This is a genomic window from Caulobacter flavus (assembly GCF_003722335.1).
GTDB lineage: Bacteria > Pseudomonadota > Alphaproteobacteria > Caulobacterales > Caulobacteraceae > Caulobacter > Caulobacter flavus.
The window spans coordinates 3,487,856-3,510,580 of record NZ_CP026100.1 but is presented as its reverse complement, the minus strand read 5'-3'; the positions used below and the strand labels follow the sequence as shown (position 1 = coordinate 3,510,580).

15 protein-coding genes and 1 riboswitch are annotated in these 22,725 nt (G+C 72.9%); of the genes, 10 read left to right on the top strand and 5 right to left on the bottom strand.

The annotated features are described in order from the left end of the window. The first annotated feature begins 3 nt into the window (after nucleotides 1-3). The 3 genes from C1707_RS16090 (at nucleotide 4) to C1707_RS16080 (ending at nucleotide 4,498) form a co-directional block, all read left to right on the top strand. Complete coding sequence (locus C1707_RS16090) at nucleotides 4-2,721, top strand: ATP-binding protein (RefSeq protein WP_101715978.1); 2,718 nt, start codon at nucleotides 4-6, stop codon at nucleotides 2,719-2,721. A 161-nt stretch (nucleotides 2,722-2,882) separates the two neighbouring features. Continuing rightward, on the top strand, nucleotides 2,883-3,485 hold the full coding sequence (locus C1707_RS16085; RefSeq protein WP_101715979.1) for a helix-turn-helix transcriptional regulator: 603 nt from the start codon (nucleotides 2,883-2,885) through the stop codon (nucleotides 3,483-3,485). A gap of 11 nt (nucleotides 3,486-3,496) precedes the next feature. After that, nucleotides 3,497-4,498, top strand: coding sequence for an alpha/beta hydrolase fold domain-containing protein (locus tag C1707_RS16080; protein ID WP_101715980.1), 1,002 nt, complete (start codon nucleotides 3,497-3,499; stop codon nucleotides 4,496-4,498). Here the strand turns inward: C1707_RS16080 and C1707_RS16075 are convergent. Continuing rightward, nucleotides 4,495-5,940: an OprO/OprP family phosphate-selective porin gene (locus C1707_RS16075; protein ID WP_101715981.1), complete on the bottom strand. Its 1,446-nt coding sequence runs from the start codon at nucleotides 5,938-5,940 to the stop codon at nucleotides 4,495-4,497. The genes C1707_RS16080 and C1707_RS16075 overlap by 4 nt on opposite strands. 102 nt (nucleotides 5,941-6,042) lie before the next feature. Then, nucleotides 6,043-7,374 (bottom strand): dicarboxylate/amino acid:cation symporter, encoded by a 1,332-nt coding sequence (locus C1707_RS16070; RefSeq protein WP_123170763.1) that lies wholly within the window; start codon nucleotides 7,372-7,374, stop codon nucleotides 6,043-6,045. 208 nt (nucleotides 7,375-7,582) lie between these two features. On the opposite strand from C1707_RS16070, the gene C1707_RS16065 reads away from it, so the two are divergent. Together C1707_RS16065 and C1707_RS16060 are read left to right on the top strand one after the other, a co-directional pair. Continuing rightward, nucleotides 7,583-9,427 carry a sensor histidine kinase gene (locus C1707_RS16065; protein ID WP_101715921.1) on the top strand — a complete coding sequence of 615 codons (1,845 nt, stop codon included), beginning with the start codon at nucleotides 7,583-7,585 and terminating at the stop codon, nucleotides 9,425-9,427. Further along, nucleotides 9,424-10,758, top strand: a complete 1,335-nt coding sequence (locus C1707_RS16060; protein WP_101715920.1) for a sigma-54-dependent transcriptional regulator — start codon at nucleotides 9,424-9,426, stop codon at nucleotides 10,756-10,758. The genes C1707_RS16065 and C1707_RS16060 overlap by 4 nt, the downstream gene beginning before the upstream one ends. Here the strand turns inward: C1707_RS16060 and C1707_RS16055 are convergent. Both C1707_RS16055 and C1707_RS16050 read right to left on the bottom strand, forming a co-directional pair. Next, nucleotides 10,755-11,516 (bottom strand): alpha/beta fold hydrolase, encoded by a 762-nt coding sequence (locus C1707_RS16055; RefSeq protein ID WP_101715919.1) that lies wholly within the window; start codon nucleotides 11,514-11,516, stop codon nucleotides 10,755-10,757. The genes C1707_RS16060 and C1707_RS16055 overlap by 4 nt on opposite strands. A gap of 101 nt (nucleotides 11,517-11,617) precedes the next feature. Further along, entirely contained in the window at nucleotides 11,618-18,223 is a 6,606-nt protein-coding gene (locus C1707_RS16050; protein WP_145998505.1) for an autotransporter outer membrane beta-barrel domain-containing protein, read from the bottom strand. Between the two features lie 151 nt (nucleotides 18,224-18,374). Further along, nucleotides 18,375-18,454: riboswitch (cyclic di-GMP riboswitch) on the bottom strand. Nucleotides 18,455-18,652: 198 nt separating this feature from the next. On the opposite strand from C1707_RS16050, the gene C1707_RS16045 reads away from it, so the two are divergent. Next, nucleotides 18,653-19,552, top strand: a complete 900-nt coding sequence (locus tag C1707_RS16045) for a helix-turn-helix domain-containing protein (protein ID WP_101715917.1) — start codon at nucleotides 18,653-18,655, stop codon at nucleotides 19,550-19,552. Nucleotides 19,553-19,561: 9 nt separating this feature from the next. On the opposite strand, the gene C1707_RS16040 is transcribed toward C1707_RS16045, so the two are convergent. Next, complete coding sequence (locus C1707_RS16040) at nucleotides 19,562-20,032, bottom strand: MarR family winged helix-turn-helix transcriptional regulator (protein ID WP_101715916.1); 471 nt, start codon at nucleotides 20,030-20,032, stop codon at nucleotides 19,562-19,564. Nucleotides 20,033-20,186: 154 nt separating this feature from the next. Between C1707_RS16040 and C1707_RS16035 the strand changes: the two genes are divergently transcribed. The 4 genes from C1707_RS16035 to C1707_RS16020 all read left to right on the top strand — a co-directional run bounded on the left by C1707_RS16035 (nucleotide 20,187) and on the right by C1707_RS16020 (nucleotide 22,725). Further along, complete coding sequence (locus C1707_RS16035) at nucleotides 20,187-20,606, top strand: organic hydroperoxide resistance protein (protein WP_101715915.1); 420 nt, start codon at nucleotides 20,187-20,189, stop codon at nucleotides 20,604-20,606. 108 nt (nucleotides 20,607-20,714) lie between these two features. Continuing rightward, complete coding sequence (locus C1707_RS16030) at nucleotides 20,715-21,239, top strand: DUF1097 domain-containing protein (protein WP_101715914.1); 525 nt, start codon at nucleotides 20,715-20,717, stop codon at nucleotides 21,237-21,239. Beyond that, nucleotides 21,232-21,699: a DUF6130 family protein gene (locus C1707_RS16025; RefSeq protein ID WP_101715913.1), complete on the top strand. Its 468-nt coding sequence runs from the start codon at nucleotides 21,232-21,234 to the stop codon at nucleotides 21,697-21,699. Before C1707_RS16030 ends, C1707_RS16025 begins: the two co-directional genes overlap by 8 nt. A gap of 12 nt (nucleotides 21,700-21,711) precedes the next feature. Beyond that, complete coding sequence (locus C1707_RS16020) at nucleotides 21,712-22,725, top strand: alpha/beta fold hydrolase (protein ID WP_101715912.1); 1,014 nt, start codon at nucleotides 21,712-21,714, stop codon at nucleotides 22,723-22,725.

Here is a 22,725-nt window from a genome sequence, read left to right as displayed (position 1 = left end):
CTCATGCCGTCCACGCCCGCCGCCACATCGCTCACCTTCGGCCCGTTCGCCCTCGACCGCGAACGGCGGCTGCTCAGCGCCGGCGGCCAGCCCGTGGCGATCGGCAGCCGGGCGCTGGACATCCTGCTGGCCCTGATCGACGCCGACGGCGAACTGCTGAGCAAGGACCAGCTGCTGGCGCGGGTGTGGGCCGACGTGACGGTCGACGAGAGCACCCTGCGCGTGCACATCGCCGGCCTGCGCAAGGCCCTGGGCGACGGCCGCGACGGCGCCCGCTACGTGCTGAACGAACAGGGGCGTGGTTATCGCTTCGTCGCGCCGATCGCGCGACCTGACGCGGCTCCCGCCACTGCGCCGGCCGCGCCACACGCCCCCGCTCGCGCCCGGCCCGGCGCGCGGCGGATCGTCGGACGCGACGCCATCGTCGACAGCCTCGTCGAGCTGCTGCCGGAGCGCGGCTTCATGACGGTGATCGGCCCCGGCGGCATCGGCAAGACCACCGTGGCCGCGGCCGTCGCCGAGCGTGTGGCCCAGGCCCAGGGCCTGCCCTGGGTGTTCGTCGATCTGGCGCCCGTGGCCCAGTCGGAGTTGGTGGCCGGGACCGCCGCCGCCGCCCTCGACCTGCCAGGCTCGGGCCGCGACGCCCTGGCCGCCGTGGTGGCGCGGCTGTCCCAGGCCCCGGCCGTGCTGGTGCTGGACAATTGCGAGCACGTGGTCGACGCCGCCGCCGACCTCGCCCAGGCGATCCACCTGGGCGCCCCCCAGACCCTGGTGCTGGCCACCAGCCGCGAGGCGTTGCGGGCCGAGGGCGAATGGGTGCACCGCCTGCAGACCCTGCCGGCGCCGGAAGGCGACGCGATCGACGCCCAGGCCGCCGCCGGCTACGCGGCCGTGCAGCTGTTCGTCGAGCGGGCCCGGGCCAGCGACGACGCCTTCGCCCTGACCGACGCCAACGCCGCCGCCGTGGCCGAGATCTGCCGCCGGCTGGACGGCATGCCGCTGGCGCTGGAACTGGCCGCCGCCCGCATCGACATGATGAGCGCCGCCGAACTGGCCGCCAATCTCGACGACCGCTTCGGCCTGCTGACCAAGGGCCGGCGCACCGCCTTGCCCCGCCAGCAGACCCTGCGCGCGACGCTGGACTGGAGCTACGGCTTGCTGCCGGTCGAGGGCCGCACGGTGCTGGACCGCCTGAGCCTGTTCGCCGGCGCCTTTCCGATGGAGGCCGCCCGCGTGGTCGCCGCTGACGGGAGCCTTAGCCGCCACGACGTGCTCGACATCGTCACCGCCCTGGCCCGCAAGTCGCTGCTGTCGGTCGACGCGTCGGGGGCGGCCACTCTCTATCGCCTGCTCGACACCACCCGCGCCTACGCCCGCGAAGCGCTGGCCGCCCGCCCTGACGCCGGCGAGGCCGCGCGCCGCCACGCCGAATACTGCTGCGCCGAGCTGGCCGACACCGACAGCGCCTGGGAAGGCCGCGCCCGCCGCGAGTGGCTGGCCGAGAAGAGCCGCCTGGTCGACGACGTGCGCGCCGCCCTCGCCTGGGCGTTCTCGCCGGCCGGCGACCTGCCGCTGGCCATCCGCCTGACCGTGGTCTCGGCCCCGCTGTGGTTCCACCTCAGCCTGCCGCGCGAGTTCCTGGCCCTGGTCGAGAAGGCCCTCAAGAGCATCGCCGACACCGACCTGGCGGCCTCGGCCGCCGAGGTCGAGCTGCTGACCGCCCAGGGTCACGCCCTGTGGCACACCCACGGCCCGACCCCGGCGATGGAGACCGCCTTCGCCCGCGCCCTGACCATCGCCGAGGCGCTGGACGATCCGGGCCTGCGGCTGCGGGCCGGCTGGGGCCGCTGGGCCCAGGCCATCCTGGCCGGACGCTACGCCGACTGCGCCGTCTTCGCCGACGGCTTCCAGGCCATCGCGCGGGCCGTGGGCGATCCCGCCGCCCTGCAGACCGCCGACCACATGCAGGCCCTGCGCCACCATTTCGCCGGCGACCAGCGGACAGCGCTCGAGCTGATCGAGCGGGTCATCGCCACCCATGTCGGCCCGGTGGTGGCCAACCAGGCCAACCACGCCCAGGTCAACGACACCGTGGCCGCCCAGGCGCTGAAGATGCGGATCCTGTGGCTGCGCGGCGAGTCCGCACAGGCCCTGCGGCTGGCCCAGGAGACGGCCGAGGCGGCCCTGGCCACCGACCACGACCTGACGATCTGCTACGGCCTGGCCGTCGGCGCTGCGCCCGTCGCCCTGTGGACTGGCCGCGCGGACCTGGCCCGCCACTGGGTCGAGCGCCTGCTGGAGCGGGCTCAGGGTCGCGGCGTGCGGTTCTGGGAACTGTGGGGCCAGGGCTATCTGGCCGCCCTCGATCCGGCGGTCGGCGTCCCGGCGGGCGCCTTCCCGATGCAGGTCGAGTGCTTCGCCGCCGTCGATGCCGGGCTAATCGACGCCGCCATGCTGGCCCGCCTCGACCAGGAGCCCTCGACCTGGGTCGGCCCCGAACTGACGCGGCTTGCGGCCCTGGCCGGCGATCCGGCCGGGCGGGAGGCCGGCCTGCACGCCGCGCTCGACCTGGCGCGCGGCCAGGGCGCCGGCGCCTGGAGCCTGCGGGCGGCGCTGTCGCTGGCCGAGCCCGGCCGGGTGCGCGAAGCCCTGGAAGCCCTGCCCGACGCGCCTGGCTGCCCCGACCGCCAGGCCGCGCGGGCGTTGCTCGACGCGGGCTGAACACGGTCTCACAGCGGCCCGCAACACCACCGCAAGCGACTGCTTTTCCTGACATTTCTCAGCTAAACAACTCTACACAAGGCTTAACTCACGCTCGGCGGAGGACCTTGGCATCGTAGTTTCACACCGGCGGCGAGCCGGGCGCTGAAAGGAACGCAGCCATGTCTTTCGAACCCATGACCTCCGTCGCCGCCGCCTCCGGCTTCGATCGCGTGATCGACCTGCGGGCCGGCGCCCTGCCCGACCTGATCGCCGGCCTGCTGGCCGACGCCCGCGCCGCCGCCCGCGAAGACCGCCTGGTCGCCGAACGCCGGGTGCGCGAGGCGATCGAACTTGTGCAGCGCGAGGGCAAGCGCCTGCTGGACGACGCCCGGCCCGCGCCGGTCACCGGCGGCCTGGCCCCCTGGCAGGTCCGCAAGGTCGACGCCCACCTCGCCGCCAATATCGACGCGCCGGTGAAGGTGTCGGACCTGGCCGCCCTGGTCCGCCTCAGCGTCAGCCACTTCTCGCGCGCCTTCGCGGTCAGCTACGGCGGCGGCGCCCGCGAGCACATCATCCAGCGCCGCCTGGAGCGCGCCCGCCAGATGATGATCGAGACCGACGAGCCGCTCGGCCAGATCGCCGCCGCCTGCGGCTTCGCCGACCAGGCCCACTTCTCCAACCGCTTCCGCCGCGCCTTCGAGACCAGCCCGCTGGTCTGGCGCCGCCTGCACCAGCGCGGTCAGGTCGCGTCGATCGACGCCGCCGACTCGGCCTTCGCTTGAGGGATCACGACGTGTCCCGCCCCGACCTCTCCGCCGGCCACGTGCTGACCCCCGCCTCGGCCCACCCCGTGCTCGACCCCGCCACCCAGCAGTTCGTCGACGACCGCCAGGACCGTCGCCCGGTCCCCCTGCGCGACCAGCCGCTGGCCGCCGCGCGCGAGGCCTTCGCCGCGGCTCAGGCCCCGCAATCGGACCTGCCGGAGGTCGAGGTCGTCGACTTCGCCCTGCATCTGACCGAAGACCAGCGCCTGCCGATCCGCGTCCTGCGCCCGCCGGGCCGCGTCGAACTGCTGCCGATGGTGCTCTACCTGCATGGCGGCGGCTGGATCATGGGCGGCGGCGGCACGCACGAGCGGCTGATGCGACGGCTGGCCCTGGACGTCGGCGCGGCGGTCGTCGACGTCGGCTACGCCCTGGCGCCCGAAGCGCGCCACCCGGCCCAGATCGAGCAGGCCCATCTGGCCCTGCTGGCCGTGGTCGAGCGCGCGGCGAGCCTTGGCCTCGACACCGCCCATATCGCGGTGGCGGGGGACGGCGCCGGCGGGGCGATCGCCGCGGCCCTGGCGCTGAGGCTGGAAGTCGCCGGCGGGCCCAGGCTGGCCGGCCAGGTGCTGCTGTGCCCGATCACTGCGCCGGTGGGCCAGACCCGCTCCAGCCTGGCCTTCGCGCAGGGGCCGGGCCCCACCGCCGACGACCTGCGCTACTGCGAGGACTGCCTGGGCGCGACTTCCGACGACGAAAGGCCGGCCTTCGTGCTCGACACCCCGCTGCGGCGCCTGGCCGGCCTGCCGCCGACCCTGGTGATCACCGCCGAGGCCGACGTCACCCGCGATGACGCCGAGGCCTACGCCCGCAAGCTGATGCGGGCCGGGGTCGAGGTCGTCGCCGCCCGGATGATCGGCGCGATCCACGACTTCGCCGTGCTGGAGGCGCTGTGCGACACCCCGCCGGCCATCGCGGCGGTGCGGCAGGCGGCGGCGTTCCTGCGGACGGTGCTCGCGACCGCCGGCTAGAACTCCAGCTGCAGGCGGGCCTGGGCGATGGTGACCTCGGCGTCCAGTTCGGCGCCGGCGATCGGCCGGTTGTCGATCCGGGCCCGCGTCAGGTTTCCGCTGAGCCGGACATAGGCGTAGGGGTACCAGTTGGCGCCCAGGGTCACGGCCTTGTAGGTCCCGGCCGTGGCCAGGCCCGTCTGCGCCGCCAGCGTAGCGACGCCGTTGGCGCCCATGTCGCTGAAGTCGGCGTAGTCGTAGCGGGCGGCGAACTCCAGCGCGCCAAAGCCGCCCCGGTCCAGCGGATGGGCCACCCTGATCCGGCCAAAGCTGCCGTTGGGATTGTAGGGCCGCATCTCGCCGGTCGCGAACCAGCTGGCCGAGGCGTAGCCCGTGACGATGTCGAAGTTCGGGCCGCCCAAGGCCGGGCTGACGTCGGTCCCGACGCGGTCGACCCGGATCCGCGCGGCCTCGCCCTGCAGCGACAGGGCGCGATGGACGAAGGCCGCCTCGAGCCCCAGGGTGGTGTCGCCGTCGCCGACCGCGCCGGTCGAGAACAGGGTCGCGCCGCTGGACGCCTGCGGCCGGAAGGCGGTGTTGGCCGCCGCCGAATAGGTGAAGCCGGTCTCCCCGCCCCGGTCGCGCCGCCGCGCCCAGACGCCCAGGTGCAGGCGATCGTCCGGCGACAGCCGCGGCGACCAGGTGGCCCGCACGGTGGCGCCCATGCGCTCGACGGCCTGGTTGGGAGCATAGCCGCCGACCGCGTCGGTGCGGTTGACGTTGTCGCCCTGCAGCGCCGCCCACAGCGACCAGTTGGTCCCGGTGCGCACGGCCTGCAGCGCCAGCACGTAGCCGGCGTCGATCACGTCGCCATAGGCGCCGCGCTCCATGAAGGTGATCGACTTGAACGAGGTCAGGCCCTCCAGCGAGGCGGCCTTCTGGTTGCCGACCAGCAGGCTGGTCTGCTTGTCGAGGCGATAGTCGATGATGGCGTCGTCCCAGCCCCAGGCGCCGCCGCTGACCGCGCCGCCCTCCAGGCGATAGCCCCAGCGGCCGTTCTGGCCCTCGACGCCGAGGAACAGCTGCCGGGCCTTGAGCTGGCGGGCGTGATAGTCGGCCAAGCCATCGCGCCGGGCCGTCGCGTCGACGGCGTCCAGCAGGATCCGCCCGCGCAGCTTGAAGGTCGCGCCCCAAGGATCGGTGAAGCGCGGCGCGTTCTCCCAGCGTATCGGCTCGGCCGCAGCCTTGCGCGGCGGGGTCTGGATGACCGGGGCCGCTGCGGCGACCGGCGCGGAAACCGGCTGCGGCGCGGTCGGGACCGGCGCCTGGCGCTCCAGCACGTCGATGCGCGCCTGCAGGGCCTGGATCTGGGCTTTCAGGAGGGCGAGGTCTGCGTCCTGGGCCTGGGCCGCGCCCGCGGCGCTGGCGGCCACGAGGGCCGTGGTGGCGAAAAGCATACGCATGGCTGCGTTCTCCCCGCCTCCCGCGCGGGGCGCGGGAGGGAGACGAAGAAGGATGAGAAGGCCGCCGCGCGGGCGGCCCAGATTGCGGAAAGGTCGAGCGGCCTACTCGGCGGCCGGCAGCGGCTCGGCGTCAGGCAGAACGGCGCGGCCGGCCAGGGCGGCGTCGAGCTGGCCCTTGTCCAGGGCCTTGTCCCATCGTGCGACGACGACGGTGGCCACGGCGTTGCCGATGAAGTTGGTGAGCGAGCGGCACTCGCTCATGAAGCGGTCGACGCCGAGGATCAGGGCCATGCCGGCGACGGGGACGCTGGGCACGACCGAGAGGGTGGCGGCCAGGGTGATGAAGCCCGCGCCGGTGACGCCGGCCGCGCCCTTGGACGACAGCATGGCCACGCCCAGCAGGGCCAGCTGGTCGCCCAGCGACAGGTGCACGCCGGTGGCCTGGGCGATGAACAGCGCCGCCAGGGTCATGTAGATGTTGGTGCCGTCCAGATTGAACGAATAGCCCAGCGGCACGACCAGCCCCACGACCGGCTTGGCGCAGCCGGCCTTCTCCATCTTCTCCATCAGGCTGGGCAGGGCCGATTCCGACGAGCTGGTGCCCAGCACCAGCAGCAGCTCGCTCTTGAGGTAGCGCAGCAGCTTGAGGATCGAGAAGCCGTTGAAGCGGGCCACCGCCCCCAGCACCACCAGCACGAAGATCGCCGAGGTGGCGTAGAAGGTCCCCACCAGGGCGGCCAGGTTGATCACCGAGCCGATGCCGTACTTGCCGATGGTGAAGGCGAAGGCCCCAAAGGCGCCGACCGGGGCGGCCTTCATCAGGATGGCCACCAGCTTGAAGAAGGCGTGGGCCGTGGCTTCCAAGAGGTCGATCACCGGCTGGCCGCGGTCGCCGACCAGGGCCAGGGCGATGCCGAAGGTCACCGAGAAGAACAGCACCTGCAGGATCTCGCCCTCGGCGAAGGCGCCGGCCACGGTGGTGGGGATGATGTGCAGCAGGAAGCCGACGATCGTCGTCTCGTGGGCTTTCGCCGCATAGTCGGCGATCTTGTCGCTGTGCAGGCTGGCCGGGTCGACGTTCATGCCCGCGCCCGGCTGGACGACGTTGGCGACGATCAGCCCGACGATCAGGGCCAGGGTCGAGAAGGTGAGGAAGTAGGCGAAGGCCTTCAGCGCCACGCGGCCGAAGCGCCCCAGGTCGCGCATGCCGGCGATGCCGGTGACGACGGTCAGGAAGATCACCGGGGCGATGACCATCTTCACCAGCTTGATGAAGGCGTCGCCCAGCGGCTTCAGGTCGGCCCCGAACCTGGGCCAGAAGTGGCCGATCAGGGCCCCAGCCACGATGGCGACCAGCACCTGCACGTAGAGATGCGTGTACCACGGCCCCTGGCGAGGCGGCGCTCCACCGGCGGCGGTCGTCTGCGGGATCATCGGGCGGCTCCTGGCTCTCGTTTCCTCGCGCGTCCTTTGAAGGTTGGGCGCTTGGATCAAGAGTGCGGGATTTCACCGCCGTCGGGAGCAGATTTCGAAATTCGGACTCAAGCTGATGAATATCCTAACTAAATTCCATATCTCACCTCTTCACTCCAGGCCCATACGTGCCATAATCCACTCAGCCCAGGCCGACATCGTGTGGAATATGACACAACCAGATCCGGAGAGCGCCGGCGCGCGGCCCGCGCCCGAGCGGAGCGTTTCGCGCCAGGGCCTGGCCCTGTTCGCGGCGGTCGCCGTGCTGGTCGGCGCCGTCCTGGTCCTGGCCGTGGGAACCCTGGCGCACGACCGCGCCATGACCGGCCTGCGCGGCCGCGCCGCCGCCTCGGCGGCCCTGCACGCGGCGGTGCTGCGCAGCGAACTGGACAAGCAGCGCGCCCTGCCCCTGGTTCTGGCCGACGACGCCGACCTGGAGACCGCCCTGGCCACCCGCGATCCGCGCCGGCTGGAGGCGCTGTCGCGCAAGCTGGAGCAGCTGGGCGCCCAGACGCGCGCGGCGGTGATCTACGTCGTAGCCGCCGACGGCTTCACCGCCGCGGCCAGCAACTGGCGCCAGCCGACCAGCTTTCTCGGCTCCAACTACGGCTTCCGCCCCTATTTCGCCGAGGCCCTGCGCAGCGGCTACGCCGAGCAGTTCGCCCTGGGCACGGTCAGCCGCAAGCCCGGCCTCTATCTCGCCCGCCGCGTCGACGGACCCGGCGGCCCGCTGGGCGTGGTGGTGGTCAAGCTGGAGTTCGACGCCGTCGAGACCGCCTGGCGGGCGATCGGCGAGCCGGCCTTCGTCGTCGACCAGCAGGGCTTGGTGCTGATCACCAGCGAGCCTCGATGGCGCTTCCACGCCCGTACGCCGCTGGCGCCGGCCGCCCGCCAGGCGCTGCGAACCCAGGGCCAGTACGGCGAGGCCACCTTCGATCCCCTGCCCCTGCGCGCGCGGCGCGGCGATACCGTCGCGCGCACCGACGCCGCCCAGGCCGACCGCCAGATCGAGACCCGCCTAGCCGACGTCGCCCCCGGCTGGACCTTGCACCTGCTGACGCCCGCCGCCCCCGCCGACCAGGCCGCCGACGCCGCGCGTTGGATCACCGCCCTGGTCTGGACGCTGCTGAGCGCGGCCCTGCTGTGGCTGTGGGTCCGGCGGCGGCGCATCCAACTGGCCGCCCTGCGCGACCGCGAGACCCGGCTGGAGCTTGAACGCCGCGTCGAGGCCCGCACGCGGGAACTGACCCAGGCCAACCAGGCTCTCTCGCACGAAGCCGACGAGCGCCAGCGCACCGAGACCCGCCTGCGTTCGCTGCAGGCCGACCTGGTGCAGGCCAACAAGCTGGCCTCGCTGGGCCAGATCGCCGCCGGCGTGGCCCACGAGATCAACCAGCCGGTCGCCGCCATCCGCGCCAACGCCGACAACGGCCTGCTGCTGATCGCGCGCGGCAAGCCCGAGGCGGCGGGCGAGAACCTGTCGGCCATCGCCGCCATGACCGAGCGCATCGGCCGCATCACCGACGAGCTTCGGGCCTTCTCGCGCAAGGCCGACGGCCGGGTCGAGCCGACCTTGGTCACCGAGGTCGTCGACGGCTCGGTGCTGCTGACCGCCAGCCGCTCGCGCCGGCAGCAGGCGCGACTGACCCGCAGGGGCGAGACGCCGGGCCTCAGCGTGCTGGGCGAGCGGGTCCGGTTGGAACAGGTGCTGGTCAACCTGCTGCAGAACGCCTTCGAGGCCGTGGAGGACCGAGCCGACGGCGCCGTGACCCTGACCGTTCGCGAAAACGCCGAGACGATCGAGATCGCCGTCGCCGACAACGGTCCGGGCCTGGCGCCCGAGGTCGAGCGCGCCCTGTTCACGCCGTTCCTGACCACCAAGCCGCGCGGCCTGGGCCTTGGCCTGGTGATCGCCCGCGACATCGCCGCCGGCTTCGGCGGCGAGCTGACCGTCGCCTCGACCCCGGGCGCCGGCGCGACCTTCACCCTGACCCTGCGCAAGGCCGTTCCATGAGCGCCGGCAAGATCCTGCTCGTCGACGACGACGACGCCCTGCGCCGCGCCGTGGCCCAGGGGCTGGAACTGCGCGGCCTGGAGGTCGCGGCCTTCGACAACGCCCCGGCGGCGCTGAAGACGCTGAACCGCGACTTCGACGGCGCCGTGGTCACCGACGTGCGCATGCCGGGCATGGACGGCCTGGCGCTGTTCGAGCGCGTGCGGGCAATCGATCCGGACATTCCTGTGCTGCTGATCACCGGCCATGGCGACGTGGCCATGGCCGTGGCCGCGCTGCAGGACGGCGCCTACGACTTCGTCTCCAAGCCCTTCCCGATGGAGCGCCTGACGGCCGCCCTGGCGCGGGCGCTGGAGAAGCGCGGCCTGGTGCTCGACAACCGCCGGCTGGAGGCCGCCGCCCAGGCCGGCGGCGGCTCGCCCCTGCTGGGCGACACCCCGGTGATGCAGCGGCTGCGGGCTACCATCGCCCAGCTGGCCGAGGCCGAGGTCGACGTTCTGATCCAGGGCGAGACCGGGGCCGGCAAGGGCCTCGTCGCCCACGCCCTGCATCGCGGCGGATCGCGCCGGAGCCGTCCGATGGTCACGGTCAACTGCGCCGCCCTGCCCGAGGCCGTGTTCGAGACCGAACTGTTCGGCGCTGCCGGCGCCGCGGGCCGTCCCAGCACCGGCCGCATAGAGCGCGCCGATCGCGGAGTGCTGTTCCTCGACGAGATCGAGGGCCTGTCGTCCTCCATGCAGGCCAAGCTGCTGCGCGTGGTCGAGGAGCGCGAGATCTGGCCGGTCGGCGCGGCCGAGCCCCGGCACCTGGACCTGCGGATCATCGCGGCAAGCAAGATCGACCTGGCCCAGGCCGTGCGCGACGGCGCCTTCCGCGCCGACCTCTACTACCGCCTCAACGTGGTCACCCTGGTCGTCCCGCCGCTGCGCGAGCGGCGCGAGGACGTGCCGGGGCTGTTCGGCTTCTTCCTGGCCGAGGCGGCCGCGCGGCTGCGCCGCCCCGCCCCGCGCCTGACGGCGACGATCCGCGACCACCTGCTGGGCCACGACTGGCCCGGCAACGTGCGGGAGCTGGCGCACTACGCCGAGCGCGTGGCCTTGGGCCTGCCGTCCGCCCTGGTCGCCGACGACGGCGCGACGCCCGCCGTGGCCGAGAGTCTGGCCGACCGCACCGGCCGCTACGAGGCGATGGTGATCCGCGAGACCCTGGCGGCCTGCGGCGGCGACGCCCGCACGGCCATGGCGCTGCTGCAGACCCCGCGCAAGACCTTCTACGACAAGCTGCGCCGCCACGGCATCGAGATCGACCGCTACCGGCCCGGCAAGGGCTAGGCGGCGAGGAAATCCGCGATCGCCCGGGCGAAGGCTGGCGCGGCCACGGCCGTGCGATGGTCGCCCGCCACCAGCAGCGAGCGCGCGCCGGGGATCGCCGCGGCCAGCCGCTCGGGATGCACGGCCAACGGATCGTCGTCGCCGGCGATCACCAGGGTTGGGGCCGTGATGCGGTCCAGCGGGATCGGCTGGGCGTGAACGACGCTGGCCTGGGCGGCCAGGGCCTTGCGGTCGGCGCCGATGGCGTCGGCGAACAGGCGGAAGGGCACGGCGGCCGGGTGCTCGATCGCCGAGACGTCGTCGGTCAGCAGCGCCTGAACGATGGCCGCGTTCGGCACGTGGCGGGTGTCGACGCCGCCGGTGGCCACCACGCCCTCGCCTACCCCGCCGACGACCAGGCGACGCACGCGCGGCTCCTGGCTCGCGCAGATCACGCCCACGATCGCGCCCATGGAATAGCCGGCCAGGTCGATCGCCGGAACGCCCAGGTGGTCGATCAGCGCCGACACGTCCCGCGCCATCCGCGCCTCGCCGTAGAAGGCCGGATCGTGCGGCTTGTCCGAGGCGCCGTGTCCCCGGGCGTCGATCGCGATCACCCGGCGGCCGGCGGCGACCAGGACGTCGACGATCCCCGGCGCCTTCCAGTTGATCGGACCGCTGGCCGAGAAGCCGTGGTGCAGCACCACCGGCGGCCCGGCGCCTTCGCCCCACTCATGGCAGGCGATGGAAAGACCGTCTGAGGTCAGGAAACGGAACATGGCGCCCACCGATTAAAACGAATGTTTCAACCGATACCAAAGGCCGCCGAAACCGGCAACGTGAGCGGGGGCCGGAACCCGAAGGTCCCGGCCCCCTCGTGTCAGAACGCCAGGCGCAGACCCATGTTGGCCCGCACGCTGTAGGCGTCGCCGAGGCTGTTCAGGCCGCTGGCGGCCGAAGCCTCGCCAAAGACGCTGAGACCCTGGCGCCAGCGATGGCTGCCGCCGACGGCCAGTTCGCCCCACAGCCGGTCGTCGCGACGCGCCAGCTGGGTTCCCGAGACCATCACGCTGGCCCCGCCCAGCCACTCGTAGGCGACGCCGACCTGGCCGTAGAGGCGGCCAGCGCCCTTTTCGCCCTCGGTTTCGCGCGCCAGGGCCGCGGCGAACCGCGAGCGCAGGCTCTCGCCGCGATCGCCCCAGACCTGTGCGCCCGCCCCGTCCTCGAAGGAGTCGCAGCGGATCCGCGAATAGACGGTCTGGAACTGCGGCGTCAGTTGCAGCCCCTCGGCCAGGGCCCTGGGCTTGCCCACCTCGACGCCGAGCGACACGCCCGAACCGTCCAGGCCCCTGGCCAGGTCGCCCAGCGGGGTGGAGCGCAGATCGCTGTCGTACCAGCTGTTCTGAGCCTGCAGGTCGACATAGGTGCCGCCCTGCCCGTACCAGGTCGCGGTCGCGCCGAGGCCGTAGGCGTTGGTCTGGATCGCCCCGTCGCCGAACACCGAGCGGACCTTGGTCTCGGCCTCGCCGTAGCGCCAGCTGGCGCCCAGCACCAGCGTGCCGCCCCAGGTCTGGTCCGGCAGCGCCCGGTCGTAGCCCATCTGCACCGCCCAGCGGTCGGTCTTCAGGTCGGCGCCGGTGTTGGAGCGGGCCGCGTCCTTCGAACGGCTCTGCTCGCCCTCGACCCGGCCCCAGGCCCCGCCGAGCTCGGTCGCGCCCTGCCCCCACACGCGGTCGCCCACGCGCTGGCGCAGCGCGCCCACGCCGTTCTGGCCCAGCAGGTCCGCGGCATAGGCCTCGTAGATCGGCGCGCCGGGCTGGTAGAGCGGGCCTTGCGGCTGCTCGGGTCCGGTCGGCGTCTCGGGATCGACCAGCGACGAGCGCAGGTACCAGTCGCCGTCGGCCGGCGTGGCGACGCCGTTCTTGTACAGCCGGTAGGCGTAGGCCCCGGCGATGACCGCCTGATCGCCCTGGAAGACGTAGTCGCCGCGCAGCGCGAACTGGGCGTTGGAGGCGCCCGCCACGTCGACGATCTTGACGCCTTCCTGCGTCTGGGCGCCCAGCCCGCCGCGGTTGACGACGCTGATCTCGGCGGCGCCGGAGGTCGCGCCGGCCACGACCAGCCGGTCGGCCCGCGAGCCGTCGCCGCCGAGCACGGCCTCGATCTCGATCAAGCCGCCGTCGGCCGCGAAGTCGCCCGCCACGGTCAGCACGCCGAAGCCCTCGCCGCCCGGCGCGACGACGCCGCCCGAACGCAGGACCAGCCCGCCGATCCGCCCGACGCCTTCGAGACGCCCGCTGTTCATCACGTCGGTCACCCCGCCCAGGGCGCCGTCGACGCGCAGCGCGCCGGCGGCGACCGAGGCGCGGCCCGCATAGGCCGAGCCGTCGCCGGCGACGACCAGCGTCCCGGTCCCGTCCTTGACGAAGCCGCCGACGCCCGAGATCGCGCCCTTCAGCGTCAGGGTGGTCTGCCCGGCCACGTCCAGGCGGCCGGCGCCGGTGAAGGTCGTCGCGCGCGCCGTCTCCATCGTCGCCGTGGTCCGCAGGGTCCCGCCGTCGAAGGACAGGCCGCCGCTCGCCGCGCCCAGATTGGCGTCGGCGCCGACCTGCAGCACGCCGCCGTTGATCGCCGTGCCGCCCTCGTAGGTGTTGGTCCCGGTCAGGACCAGCGTGCCCAGGTCCGTCTTGGCCAGGCCCGCCGCGCCGACCAGGTCGGCGGCGATGACAGCGGTCATGCCGGCCCCCGCCGCGGTGCCGTCGCCGACCCGGATGGCCGCCTGCGATCCCAGCAGGGTCAGGTCGCCGCCCTCGAGGCGATAGCCGCCGGTCGCGAACTGCAGCCCCATGGCCGAGATCCGCCCCTGGGCGTCGTCGATCCGCGCCGTGCCCGCCGCGCCGCCGAAGATCGCCAGCGCGCCGTCGGCGTAGGCGGCGTTGATCGCGCCGCCGGCGTCGGCCCAGAGCTCGGTCCCGCCGGCCCGCCAGACGCCGCTGCCGCCGGCGATCACGCCGTCGAAGCCCGCGCCCGCGCCGTCCCAATAGTTCAGGGTCAGGCCGCCGGTGCTGACCAGATTCACCTGGCCCGCGACCGAGGTCTGGACGTAGCTGGAGACATCCCCCGGCGTGGCGCCGATGCGCAGGCCGTTGTCGGTCAGGACCCCGCCGTAGCTGACCAGGCGATAGACCCCGGCCCCGAACGCGCCGCCGGCCGTCTGGGAGACGTTCAGCACGCCGTCCAGGGTCAGGTCGCCCTTGACCACCAGCAGGTCGTTGAGGCCGCCGCCGGCGACGCCGGCCTGGCCCAGCTGGAAGTCGAGGATCGAGCCGTTCGACAGCGAAAGCCCGCCGTTGATCGTCAGGGTCCCGGCCGCGCCCGCCGAGCCGCCCGGCGCCAAGGTCGCCCCGTCGGCCACGCTGACCGCGCCGCCGATCACGCCAGAGCCGCCCAGCAGCCCGCCGTCGACCCTGGTCAGGCCGCTCGCCGCCGACTGGTCGCCGTTTACGTACAGGCCGCCGGCCTTGACGCTGGTCGCGCCCGCGTAGCTGTTGGCGCCGGCCAGGACCAGCGCGCCAAGGTCGGTCTTGACCAGTTCGCCCGCGCCGCCGATCGCCGAGGCGATGGTGGCGGTCATGCCCGCGCCCGCCGCCGTGCCGTCGCCGACACGGATGTTCGCCTGGGCGCCGGTCAGGGTCAGGACGTCGCCCTGGATGCGATAGCCGTCGGTCATGAACTGCAGGCCCGAGGCGCTGACCGCCCCCTGCCCGCCGTCGATGGTCACCACGCCCGCCGCGCCGGCGAACACCGCGAAGGCGCCGCCGGCGTATCCGGCGTTGATCGCGCCCGCGTCGCCGGTCCAGCTCAGGTCGCCGGCCGCGCGCCAGGTTCCGTCGCCGCCGCCGACCACGCCGTCGAAGCCCGGGCTGGCCGCGCCGTCCCAGTAGTTCAGCGTCAGGCCGGCGGTGTTCACCAGGTTGACCTGCCCCGCGAAGCCGGTGTGGACGTAGGCGCCCGCGCCGGCTGGCAGGGTTCCCAGCGACAGGCCGTCGTCGGTCAGGGCCCCGCCGTAGCTGATCAGGCGATAGACGCCCGCGTCGAAGGCGCCGCCGGTCGGAACCGAGACGTTCAGCGTCCCGTCCAGGGCCAGGTCGCCGCCGACCACGATCAGGTCGTTCAGCGGACCGCCGGCGACGCCGGCCGCGCCCAGTTCGAAGTTCAGCAACGCGCCCTGCGCGAGGGTCAGATCACCGTTGATGGTCAGCGTGCCGGGGCTGTTGCCCGGGCCGATCGCGCCGCCCGCGGCCACCGCCACGTCGCCGCCGATCACGCCCGAACCGCCCAGGGCCGCGCCGCCGGCGATCGAGGTCAGGCCCGTGGCGGCCGACTGGTCGCCGTTGACCACCAGGGTCCCGACCGCCACCTCGGTGACGCCGGCATAGGTGTTGGCGCCGGCCAGCACCGTGACGCCGGACCCGGCTTGGACGAAGCCGCCAGAGCCGGAAATCCGGCCCGCCAGGGTCAGCAGGCCCGAACGGTCGGCGACCAGCAGGCCGTCGTTGGCGACGTCGCCCGACAGGCTGCCGGTCGCGCCGCCGGCGCCGATCCGCAGCGCGCCTCCCTCGATCAGGGTCCCGCCCGTGTAGGCGGCGTCTACCGCCAGCACCAGGGTTCCGGATCCTTGCTTGACCAGCGCCCCCGAACCGCTGACCGCGCCGTTCAGGGTCGCGGTCGTGCCGGAGGCGGTGGAGATGGACGCCGACTTCAGCAGCGCCACCCCGCGATCCAGCGACAGGTCGGCGGTCGTCGTCAGGCGTCCGCCGTCGAAGGTCAGGACGCCCGAGGCCGCGCCCAGCGCGCCGTCGGCGCCGATCCGCACCTCGCCGCCGCGCAGCGTCGTGCCGCCGGTGTAGCTGTTGGTCCCCGACAGGACGAGCGCGCCCAGGTCGCTCTTGACCAGCGTCGCCGAGCCCGTCAGCGCGCTCTCGAGCGTGGCGGTGATCCCGGCCCCGGCCGCCGTGCCGTCGCCCACGCGGATGAAGGCTTCCGAGCCGCTCAGGGACAGGGCGTCGCCGCCGATCACGTAGCCGTCGCTGACGAACTGCATGCCGGCGGTCTCGACCGCGCCCAGGCTGGCGTCCACGGTCACGCGGCCGCCCGTCGCGCCGAACACGGCGAAAGAGCCGTCCTCGTAGGTCCCGTTGGGCACGTTGCCCTCGTCGACCCAGTTGTCGTTGCCCGTCGAGCGCTGCCACAGGCCAAGGCCGCCCTCGACCCAGCCGTTGTTGCGCGCGCCCGTCGCGCCGTCCCAGAAGCGGAACGAGAGCCCGGCGCTGTTGACCAGGTTCACCTGGCCGGCCAGCGAGGTCTGGACGAAGAACTCAGGCGTCGGCATGGCCCCGATGGTCAGGCCGGCGCCGGTCAGCGCCCCGCCGTAGCTGATGATCCGGTAGAGGCCGGGATCGAAGCTGCCGCCCGGGGCGACGCCGACGTTCAGCGTTCCGTCCAGCGACAGGGCGCCGCCGACCACCAGCAGGTCGTTGAACGCCCCGCCCGCCAGGTTGGCCTGGCCCAGTTCGTAGCCCAGGAACGAGCCCGCCTGCAGCGTCAGATTACCATTGATGGTCAGCGTGCCCGCGCCGTCGCCGGGCGTCAGCGCGCCGCCCGCCTGCACCAGCACCTGGCCGCCGATGACGCCGTCGCCGGCCAGGGTCGCGCCCGAGCGGACCACGGTCAGGGCCTGGCTGATCGATCGACCGCCGTTGACCACCAGCGTGCCGGCCTCGACGGAGGTCGAGCCGCGATAGCCGTTGTTTCCGGTCAGCACCGTGCGGCCCGACCCGTACTTGACGAAGCCGCCCGTGCCCGTGATGTCGCCCGACAAGACGAGGTCGCCGGTGTGGTTGGTCCAGAGCGAGCCGGTATTGACGATGTCGGCGGCGAAGTCGCCCACGGCGCCGCCGGCGCCGATTTGCAGCACGCCGGCCTGGTTGGTCAGCACGCCGGTGAAGGCGCTGTTGTCGCCGGTCAGGACCAGCGAACCCAGCCCTTCCTTGGTCAGGCCGCCCGCGCCGGACAGGTCGCCGTTCAGCGTCAGGGTGTCGATCGCATTGGCGATGATCAGCCGGCCCGTGCTGGCCATGACGGCGTCGCGGGCCATGGCCAACGAGCCGGTCGTGCTCAGCGCGCCGCCGTCGAAGGTCAGCGCGCCCGCCGCATCGCCCAGCGCCGCGTCGTCGGTGATGGCCAGCACGCCTTCGCGCAGGGTCCAGGGCGTGACGCCGGCGTTGGTCCCGGTCAGGGTCCAGGTCGAGGCGCCCGTCTTCTCGAAACCGCCGAAGCCCCGGTACTGCGCCGCCGCGCCGATCAGCGAGACGTCGAACGACGCATTCGTCGCCCCGCCCAGGATCAGGCGGTCGGCGGCGCTGAAGGCCTGGACGTTGCCAGTGATCGTCGAGGTCGACCAGATCTCCAGCGAGTTCACCCCGCCGGTGAACCAGACCGCGTTGGCGCGCCCGCCCAATTGCCTGTTGCCGCCGGTGATGGCGCCGGCGTTGACCAGCGTGATGTCCGCGCCCCGCACGCCGGCGCCGCCGATGCCCAGATAGTTCGGCCAGCCGGAACCCGCCGCGCCGCCGGTGATCGCGCCGCCGGCCAGGTTTGTGACGCTGCCTCCGTTCAGGAGCCAGACGCCCGCGCCGCCGCCGCCGGTGAAGTTGCCTGTCAGCGCGTTGCCGCCACGCCCGCCAGTCACGACGCCGGCGTTGATGACCTCGCCGCGCTCGGTCAGGACGACGCCCGCACCGCCCCCGCCCCCGGCGGCGCCATTGGCGGCGCCGCCTACACCGCCGGTCACCGAACCGCCGGACAGGACCGTCACATCGCTGTTTGTGAAGATGCCGACACCGCCGCCGCCGCCGCCGCGACCGGTGATCAGCCCCAATGTGACGCCGCCGCCGGCGCCGCCTTGGACCAAGGCACCGCCGTCGACGGTCACGTCGGCCGTCGCGCTGACGCCGACGCCGCCGCCGCCATGGCCAGAGGCCGAGACGTGGTCGGCCTGTCCAACCGTGCCGGTCGCGTCGGCGCCCAGCCCGCCCGTTGCGCCAGCGATGGTTCCGGTGATGGTCTGGGCCGTATCGATCGCCGCGCCCATGGCGCCGGTCGCGCCGTAGTCCGTGCCGACCGTTCCGTTCAGGGACGCGCCAGTCGAGCCGCCGTGGGCGCCATTGCCGGTCTGAAGATTCACGCCCCCGCCGCCGCCATTGGAGCCGACATCGATGGTTCCCGCCGAGCCGTCCTTGCCGACCGCGCTGGCTTCGTCGCCGTCGACGCCGCCGGCCCCGCCGGGACCAGCGCCCGCGACCACACGCATCGACGATCCGCCGTCGGCCATGGCCATGCCGGGGATCATCGCGCCCGAGATCGAAAGCGCGGTCAGCAGCGCCGCGCCCGAGGCGGCGGCGCCCAATCGCCGGCGGCGCGACATAGCGTCGCGCTCAGCGCTGGAACCATCCTGAAAAACGACCGGCACGACAGCCCTGCGCATGACGCTCACTCACCCTTTTCGGCCCTTCGCGGGGCCTGTTTGCGAACAGGGGGAATGGCGCGTCGTCGCGCGTCGCGACGGCCCCTTCCCCTTCGGCAACCCCGCTACCTCAAGGATTTGAGGCCGGAGGCTTTGCGTCCCGCCGTCGCCGGCGGTTTGCCTTTTCGGACCGAGAAGTCCGTCGCGCGCGGCCCGTGGTCCGGGCTTCGGCGCTGAGGGTTCATTTGCACATTCTGCAACGGCTTGCTGTGCGAGGCGTCTCAAGAACGATGCAATCCGTCTCAACTGACACGCGAATCTCGATTAGCTGTTAGGCGTTGTTTCAGACCAGACAGGTAATCGCGTTCTGGCTTCCAAGAGTGTTCGTGCATGCGCCAAGGCCTGCTTCTGTCGACACACATAGAAGAACCATGTTCTTCGAGCAGGTTCTGGCGGGATCTCTATCAAGATCAGTCAGCGCGGACTGACATAGATGTAAAAGTCTCACAGGAGAATGTTGCGCGCCATGATTTCGAGCGCGGCAGGATCCTCGCCGGCGGTCGCGACCAGTACTGCGTGCAGCTTCTGACCTCCGGCGACCTGCGCGGCGACTGCGACGGCGCGACGATCTCGGCGACCCGTGGCGACATCTGCGTCTTCGACTTGGCGCGCCCCTATACGGCCCAGGCGTCCAGCGGCGCGCGGCTGACCGTGATCGCCCCGCGCCAGCCGATCGACCGCGTCACCGGCGGCCACAGCCTGCACGGCCTGGTGCTGCGCGAGGCCGATCCGATGGCCCGGCTGCTGCGCAACTTCATCGTCGACGTCCATGCGGTGGCGAGCGCCCTGCAGGCCGACGACGCCGCCGCGGCCGAAGCGGCCCTGATCGAGGTGCTGACCATGGCCCTGGCCCGCCGGCGCCCCGACGCCGCAGCGGGCGCCGCCTCGCGCCTGGGCCAGCGCTTCCGCGAGCGAATGCTGGAATTCATCGATGCCCGCATCGCCGACCCGGCCCTGAACGCCGAGACCCTGATGCTGCGGTTCGGCGTGTCGCGCGCCAATCTCTATCGCCTGTTCGCCGAGGACGGCGGCGTGGCCAGCGCCATCCGCGACCGGCGGCTCGACGCGGCCCGGCGCCGGCTGGTCGGGCCGTCGACCGACGCCGTCAGCGTCACCGAGATCGCCCTGGACTTCGGCTTCTCCAGCAGCGGCCAGTTCTCGCGCGCCTTCCGCGGCCGTTTCGGCGTTTCCCCGACCGAGGCCAGGGCCGCGCAGCCAAGCGCTCTCTAGGACCGCGCCTCAAGCGTCGTTGGCGACGTGGGCGATCAGGTTGTCGCGCACGCGGGCGATGGTCTTCTGCACCTGGCGGAACTCGTCGGGCTCCAGTCCCGTGGCCTTGACCAGCGTGCGCTGGCCGCCCTTCTCGCGCAGGGCGCGGCCGGCCTCGGTCAGGCTGATGATCACCTGACGCTCGTCGGACGGATCGCGGCGCCGCTGCAGGAAGCCCAGGCTTTCCAGCTTCTTGAGGATCGGGGTCAGGGTGTTGCTCTCCAGGAAGAGCTTGTCGCCCAGGCTTTTGACGCTCTGGCCGTCCTCCTCCCACAGCGCCACGATGATGATCCACTGGGTGTAGGTCACGCCCAGTTCGTCGAGGATAGGCTTATAGGCGCGGCCATAGGCGAGGTTCGCCGAATAGACGGCGAAGCACAGGAAGTCGGCGAGCCTGGGGGTCTTGCCCGACGGAGTCGCGGGCGGGTCGGAGGCGGTCATCGGAGCCTTGCGTTCTGGGGGCCGCGGGCGGTTCGCGACGGTTGCGGACAAATATAAATCGGATCCGACTAAATCGGAAGGTTGACGATCGGCAAAATTCCGATCTATGAAGTCGGTACCGATTACATCGGATCCGATTGAAAAGGAGATCGACATGACCACCGCTATCGACACCGTCCTCTACACCGGCCGCACCCACGTCACCGGCGGCCGCGACGGCGCGGCCCGCAGCGACGACGGCAAGCTGGACGTCCGCCTGTCGCCCCCCGGCAGCGCCGGCGCCGGCACCAATCCCGAGCAGTTGTTCGCCGCCGGCTGGTCGGCCTGCTTCATCGGCGCCATGGGCCTGGCCGCCCGCGCCCAGGGCGTCGCGCTGCCGGCCGACGTCGCCGTCGACGCCGAGGTCGACCTGGGCAAGTCGGGCGAGGGCTACCAGCTGCAGGCCCGCCTAAACGTCAGCCTGCCGGGCCTGCCCGCCGAGGTCGCCCGCGCGCTGGTCGAAGCCGCCCACCAGACCTGCCCCTACTCCAAGGCCACGCGCGGCAACATCGGCGTGACCCTGAACCTGATCTGACCCGCCTGATCTGGCCCGCCTTATCTGGCCCGGAAGACCCGAGGCGCCGCCCGATCCCTCCCGGCGGCGGCGCCTCCATCCGCCCTCCCCGAACCCAAGGAAACGCCCATGTCCGCCTTGCCTTCCCTGACCGCCTTCCCCACGGCCAAGACTGCGCAGTTCCACGCCGTCTCGCTCAGCGTCGCCGCCGTCGCGGGGCTGGCCACCCTGGGCGTGACCTCGGTCATGCTTCCGCCCACGGCCATGTTCCTGGGCTGGGCCGCCTTCAACCTGGCGGGCGACGACCTGCGCGGCGGCCTGGCCAACACGGTCTCGCACCTGCTGGGCCTGGCGCTGGGCGCGGGAACGGCCCTGCTGATCGGGGCCATGACCCCGATGCTGGGCCTGCTGGCCACGCCGGTCGCCGTGATCGGCGTCGTCATCGTGGTGCTGTCGCTGCGCGAGGTCGCGCCGATCAACAATCCGCTGGCCTATTTCCTGGGCCTGACCAGCTTCTTCTATTCCGGCCTGTCGCCCTCGGGCTCGACCCTGGCGGTGCTGGGAACCGCCGCCGTCATCGGCGGCGCGGCCTGCGCGGTCGCCGCCTTCGCCCAGAACGCCGTCGCCCGGACCGCCGAGGTGCGCCATGCGTAAGCTCGCCCCGCTCGCCCTGGCCGCCGCCAGCCTGGTCGCCGGCCCCTCCCTCGCCCAGACCCTGCCCGGCCTCTCCGCCGGCCAGGTGCTCGGCCCGGCCGGCGTCGTGCCCCTGACCACGCCCCAGCCGCCCGCGCGCCTGGTCGTCGATCCGCCCCTGCCCGGCCCGCTGGCCCTGGGCCGTGTGTTCATCCAGTACCGGGCCGAGAACCTGCGCATCGAGCCGGTGTTCGGCCCCGCCGCCCTCGCCGTCACGCCCCGCATCGGCCACGTCCACGTCACCGTCGACGACGCCCCCTGGCACTGGGCCGACGCCAGCGGCGAGCCGATCATCCTGGTCGGCCTGACGCCCGGGTCGCACAGCGTTCAAATCACGCTCGCGGACGCCAATCATCGTCCGCTCGACAGCGCCACCATCCGCTTCGTCGTCCCGGCCGTCGCCGGCGACCACCAACATTAGGGAGCGCCCGCCATGTCCCCCGCCAAGATCGACCTTCCCCGCCGCCGCTTGCTGCAGGCCGCCGCCCTCGTCGGCGCGGCCGGCGCCCTGGCCGCGCGCGCCTCGGCCGCCCCTGCCCTGCCCCCCGCCTGGACGCTGCGCGAGGTCGCGACCGCCGACCTCGTCATCGGCTACGCCGAGACCGGCCCAGCCGACGGCGCGCCGGTGATCCTGCTGCACGGCTGGCCCTACGACATCCACGCCTTCGCCGAGGTCGCCCCGATCCTGGCCGCTGCCGGCAAGCGGGTGATCGTCCCGCACCTGCGCGGCTACGGAACCACCCGCTTCACCTCCGACGCCGCCCCGCGCAACGGCCAGCAGGCCGCCCTGGCCGTCGACGTCATCGCCCTGATGGACGCGCTGAGCATCAAGAAGGCCGTCATCGGCGGCTTCGACTGGGGCGCGCGCACCGCCTGCATCGTCGCGGCCCTGTGGCCCGAGCGCTGCTCGGCCCTGGTCAGCGTCAGCGGCTACCTGATCGGCAGCCAGGCGGCCAACGCCGCGCCCCTGGCGCCCGAGGCCGAGCTGTCGTGGTGGTACCAGTTCTATTTCGCCACCGAGCGCGGCGCGAAGGGCTACGCCCAGAACCGCGACGCCTTCGCCCGGCTGATCTGGAAGACGGCCTCGCCCAAGTGGGCGTTCGACGACGCGACCTTCGCCCGCTCGGCCGCCTCGCTGGCCAATCCCGACCACGTGGCCATCACCATCCACAACTATCGCTGGCGGCTGGGCCTGGCCCAGGGCGAAGCCCGCTTCGACGCCTTGGAGGCCAAGCTCGCCCAGGGTCCCGTCATCACCGTGCCGACCATCACCATGGAAGGCGACGGCAACGCCGCCCCGCACCCGCCGCCGGCCGCCTACGCCGGCAAGTTCAAGGGCCGCTACGAGCACCGCGACGTCGGCGGCGGCGTCGGCCACAACCTGCCCCAGGAAGCGCCGCGCGACTTCGCCCGCGCCATCCTGGACGTCGCCCGCTGGGCGGCCTGA

Excerpts from the sequence above, each read along its gene's own strand:
- C1707_RS16090 (WP_101715978.1), top strand. The coding sequence starts at position 4 with ATGCCGTCCACGCCCGCCGCCACATCGCTCACCTTCGGCCCGTTCGCC.
- C1707_RS16085 (WP_101715979.1), top strand. The coding sequence starts at position 2,883 with ATGTCTTTCGAACCCATGACCTCCGTCGCCGCCGCCTCCGGCTTCGAT.
- C1707_RS16075 (WP_101715981.1), bottom strand. The coding sequence starts at position 5,940 with ATGCGTATGCTTTTCGCCACCACGGCCCTCGTGGCCGCCAGCGCCGCG.
- C1707_RS16070 (WP_123170763.1), bottom strand. The coding sequence starts at position 7,374 with ATGATCCCGCAGACGACCGCCGCCGGTGGAGCGCCGCCTCGCCAGGGG.
- C1707_RS16065 (WP_101715921.1), top strand. The coding sequence starts at position 7,583 with ATGACACAACCAGATCCGGAGAGCGCCGGCGCGCGGCCCGCGCCCGAG.
- C1707_RS16060 (WP_101715920.1), top strand. The coding sequence starts at position 9,424 with ATGAGCGCCGGCAAGATCCTGCTCGTCGACGACGACGACGCCCTGCGC.
- C1707_RS16055 (WP_101715919.1), bottom strand. The coding sequence starts at position 11,516 with ATGTTCCGTTTCCTGACCTCAGACGGTCTTTCCATCGCCTGCCATGAG.
- C1707_RS16050 (WP_145998505.1), bottom strand. The coding sequence starts at position 18,223 with ATGTCGCGCCGCCGGCGATTGGGCGCCGCCGCCTCGGGCGCGGCGCTG.
- C1707_RS16045 (WP_101715917.1), top strand. The coding sequence starts at position 18,653 with ATGCGCCAAGGCCTGCTTCTGTCGACACACATAGAAGAACCATGTTCT.
- C1707_RS16040 (WP_101715916.1), bottom strand. The coding sequence starts at position 20,032 with ATGACCGCCTCCGACCCGCCCGCGACTCCGTCGGGCAAGACCCCCAGG.
- C1707_RS16035 (WP_101715915.1), top strand. The coding sequence starts at position 20,187 with ATGACCACCGCTATCGACACCGTCCTCTACACCGGCCGCACCCACGTC.
- C1707_RS16030 (WP_101715914.1), top strand. The coding sequence starts at position 20,715 with ATGTCCGCCTTGCCTTCCCTGACCGCCTTCCCCACGGCCAAGACTGCG.
- C1707_RS16025 (WP_101715913.1), top strand. The coding sequence starts at position 21,232 with ATGCGTAAGCTCGCCCCGCTCGCCCTGGCCGCCGCCAGCCTGGTCGCC.
- C1707_RS16020 (WP_101715912.1), top strand. The coding sequence starts at position 21,712 with ATGTCCCCCGCCAAGATCGACCTTCCCCGCCGCCGCTTGCTGCAGGCC.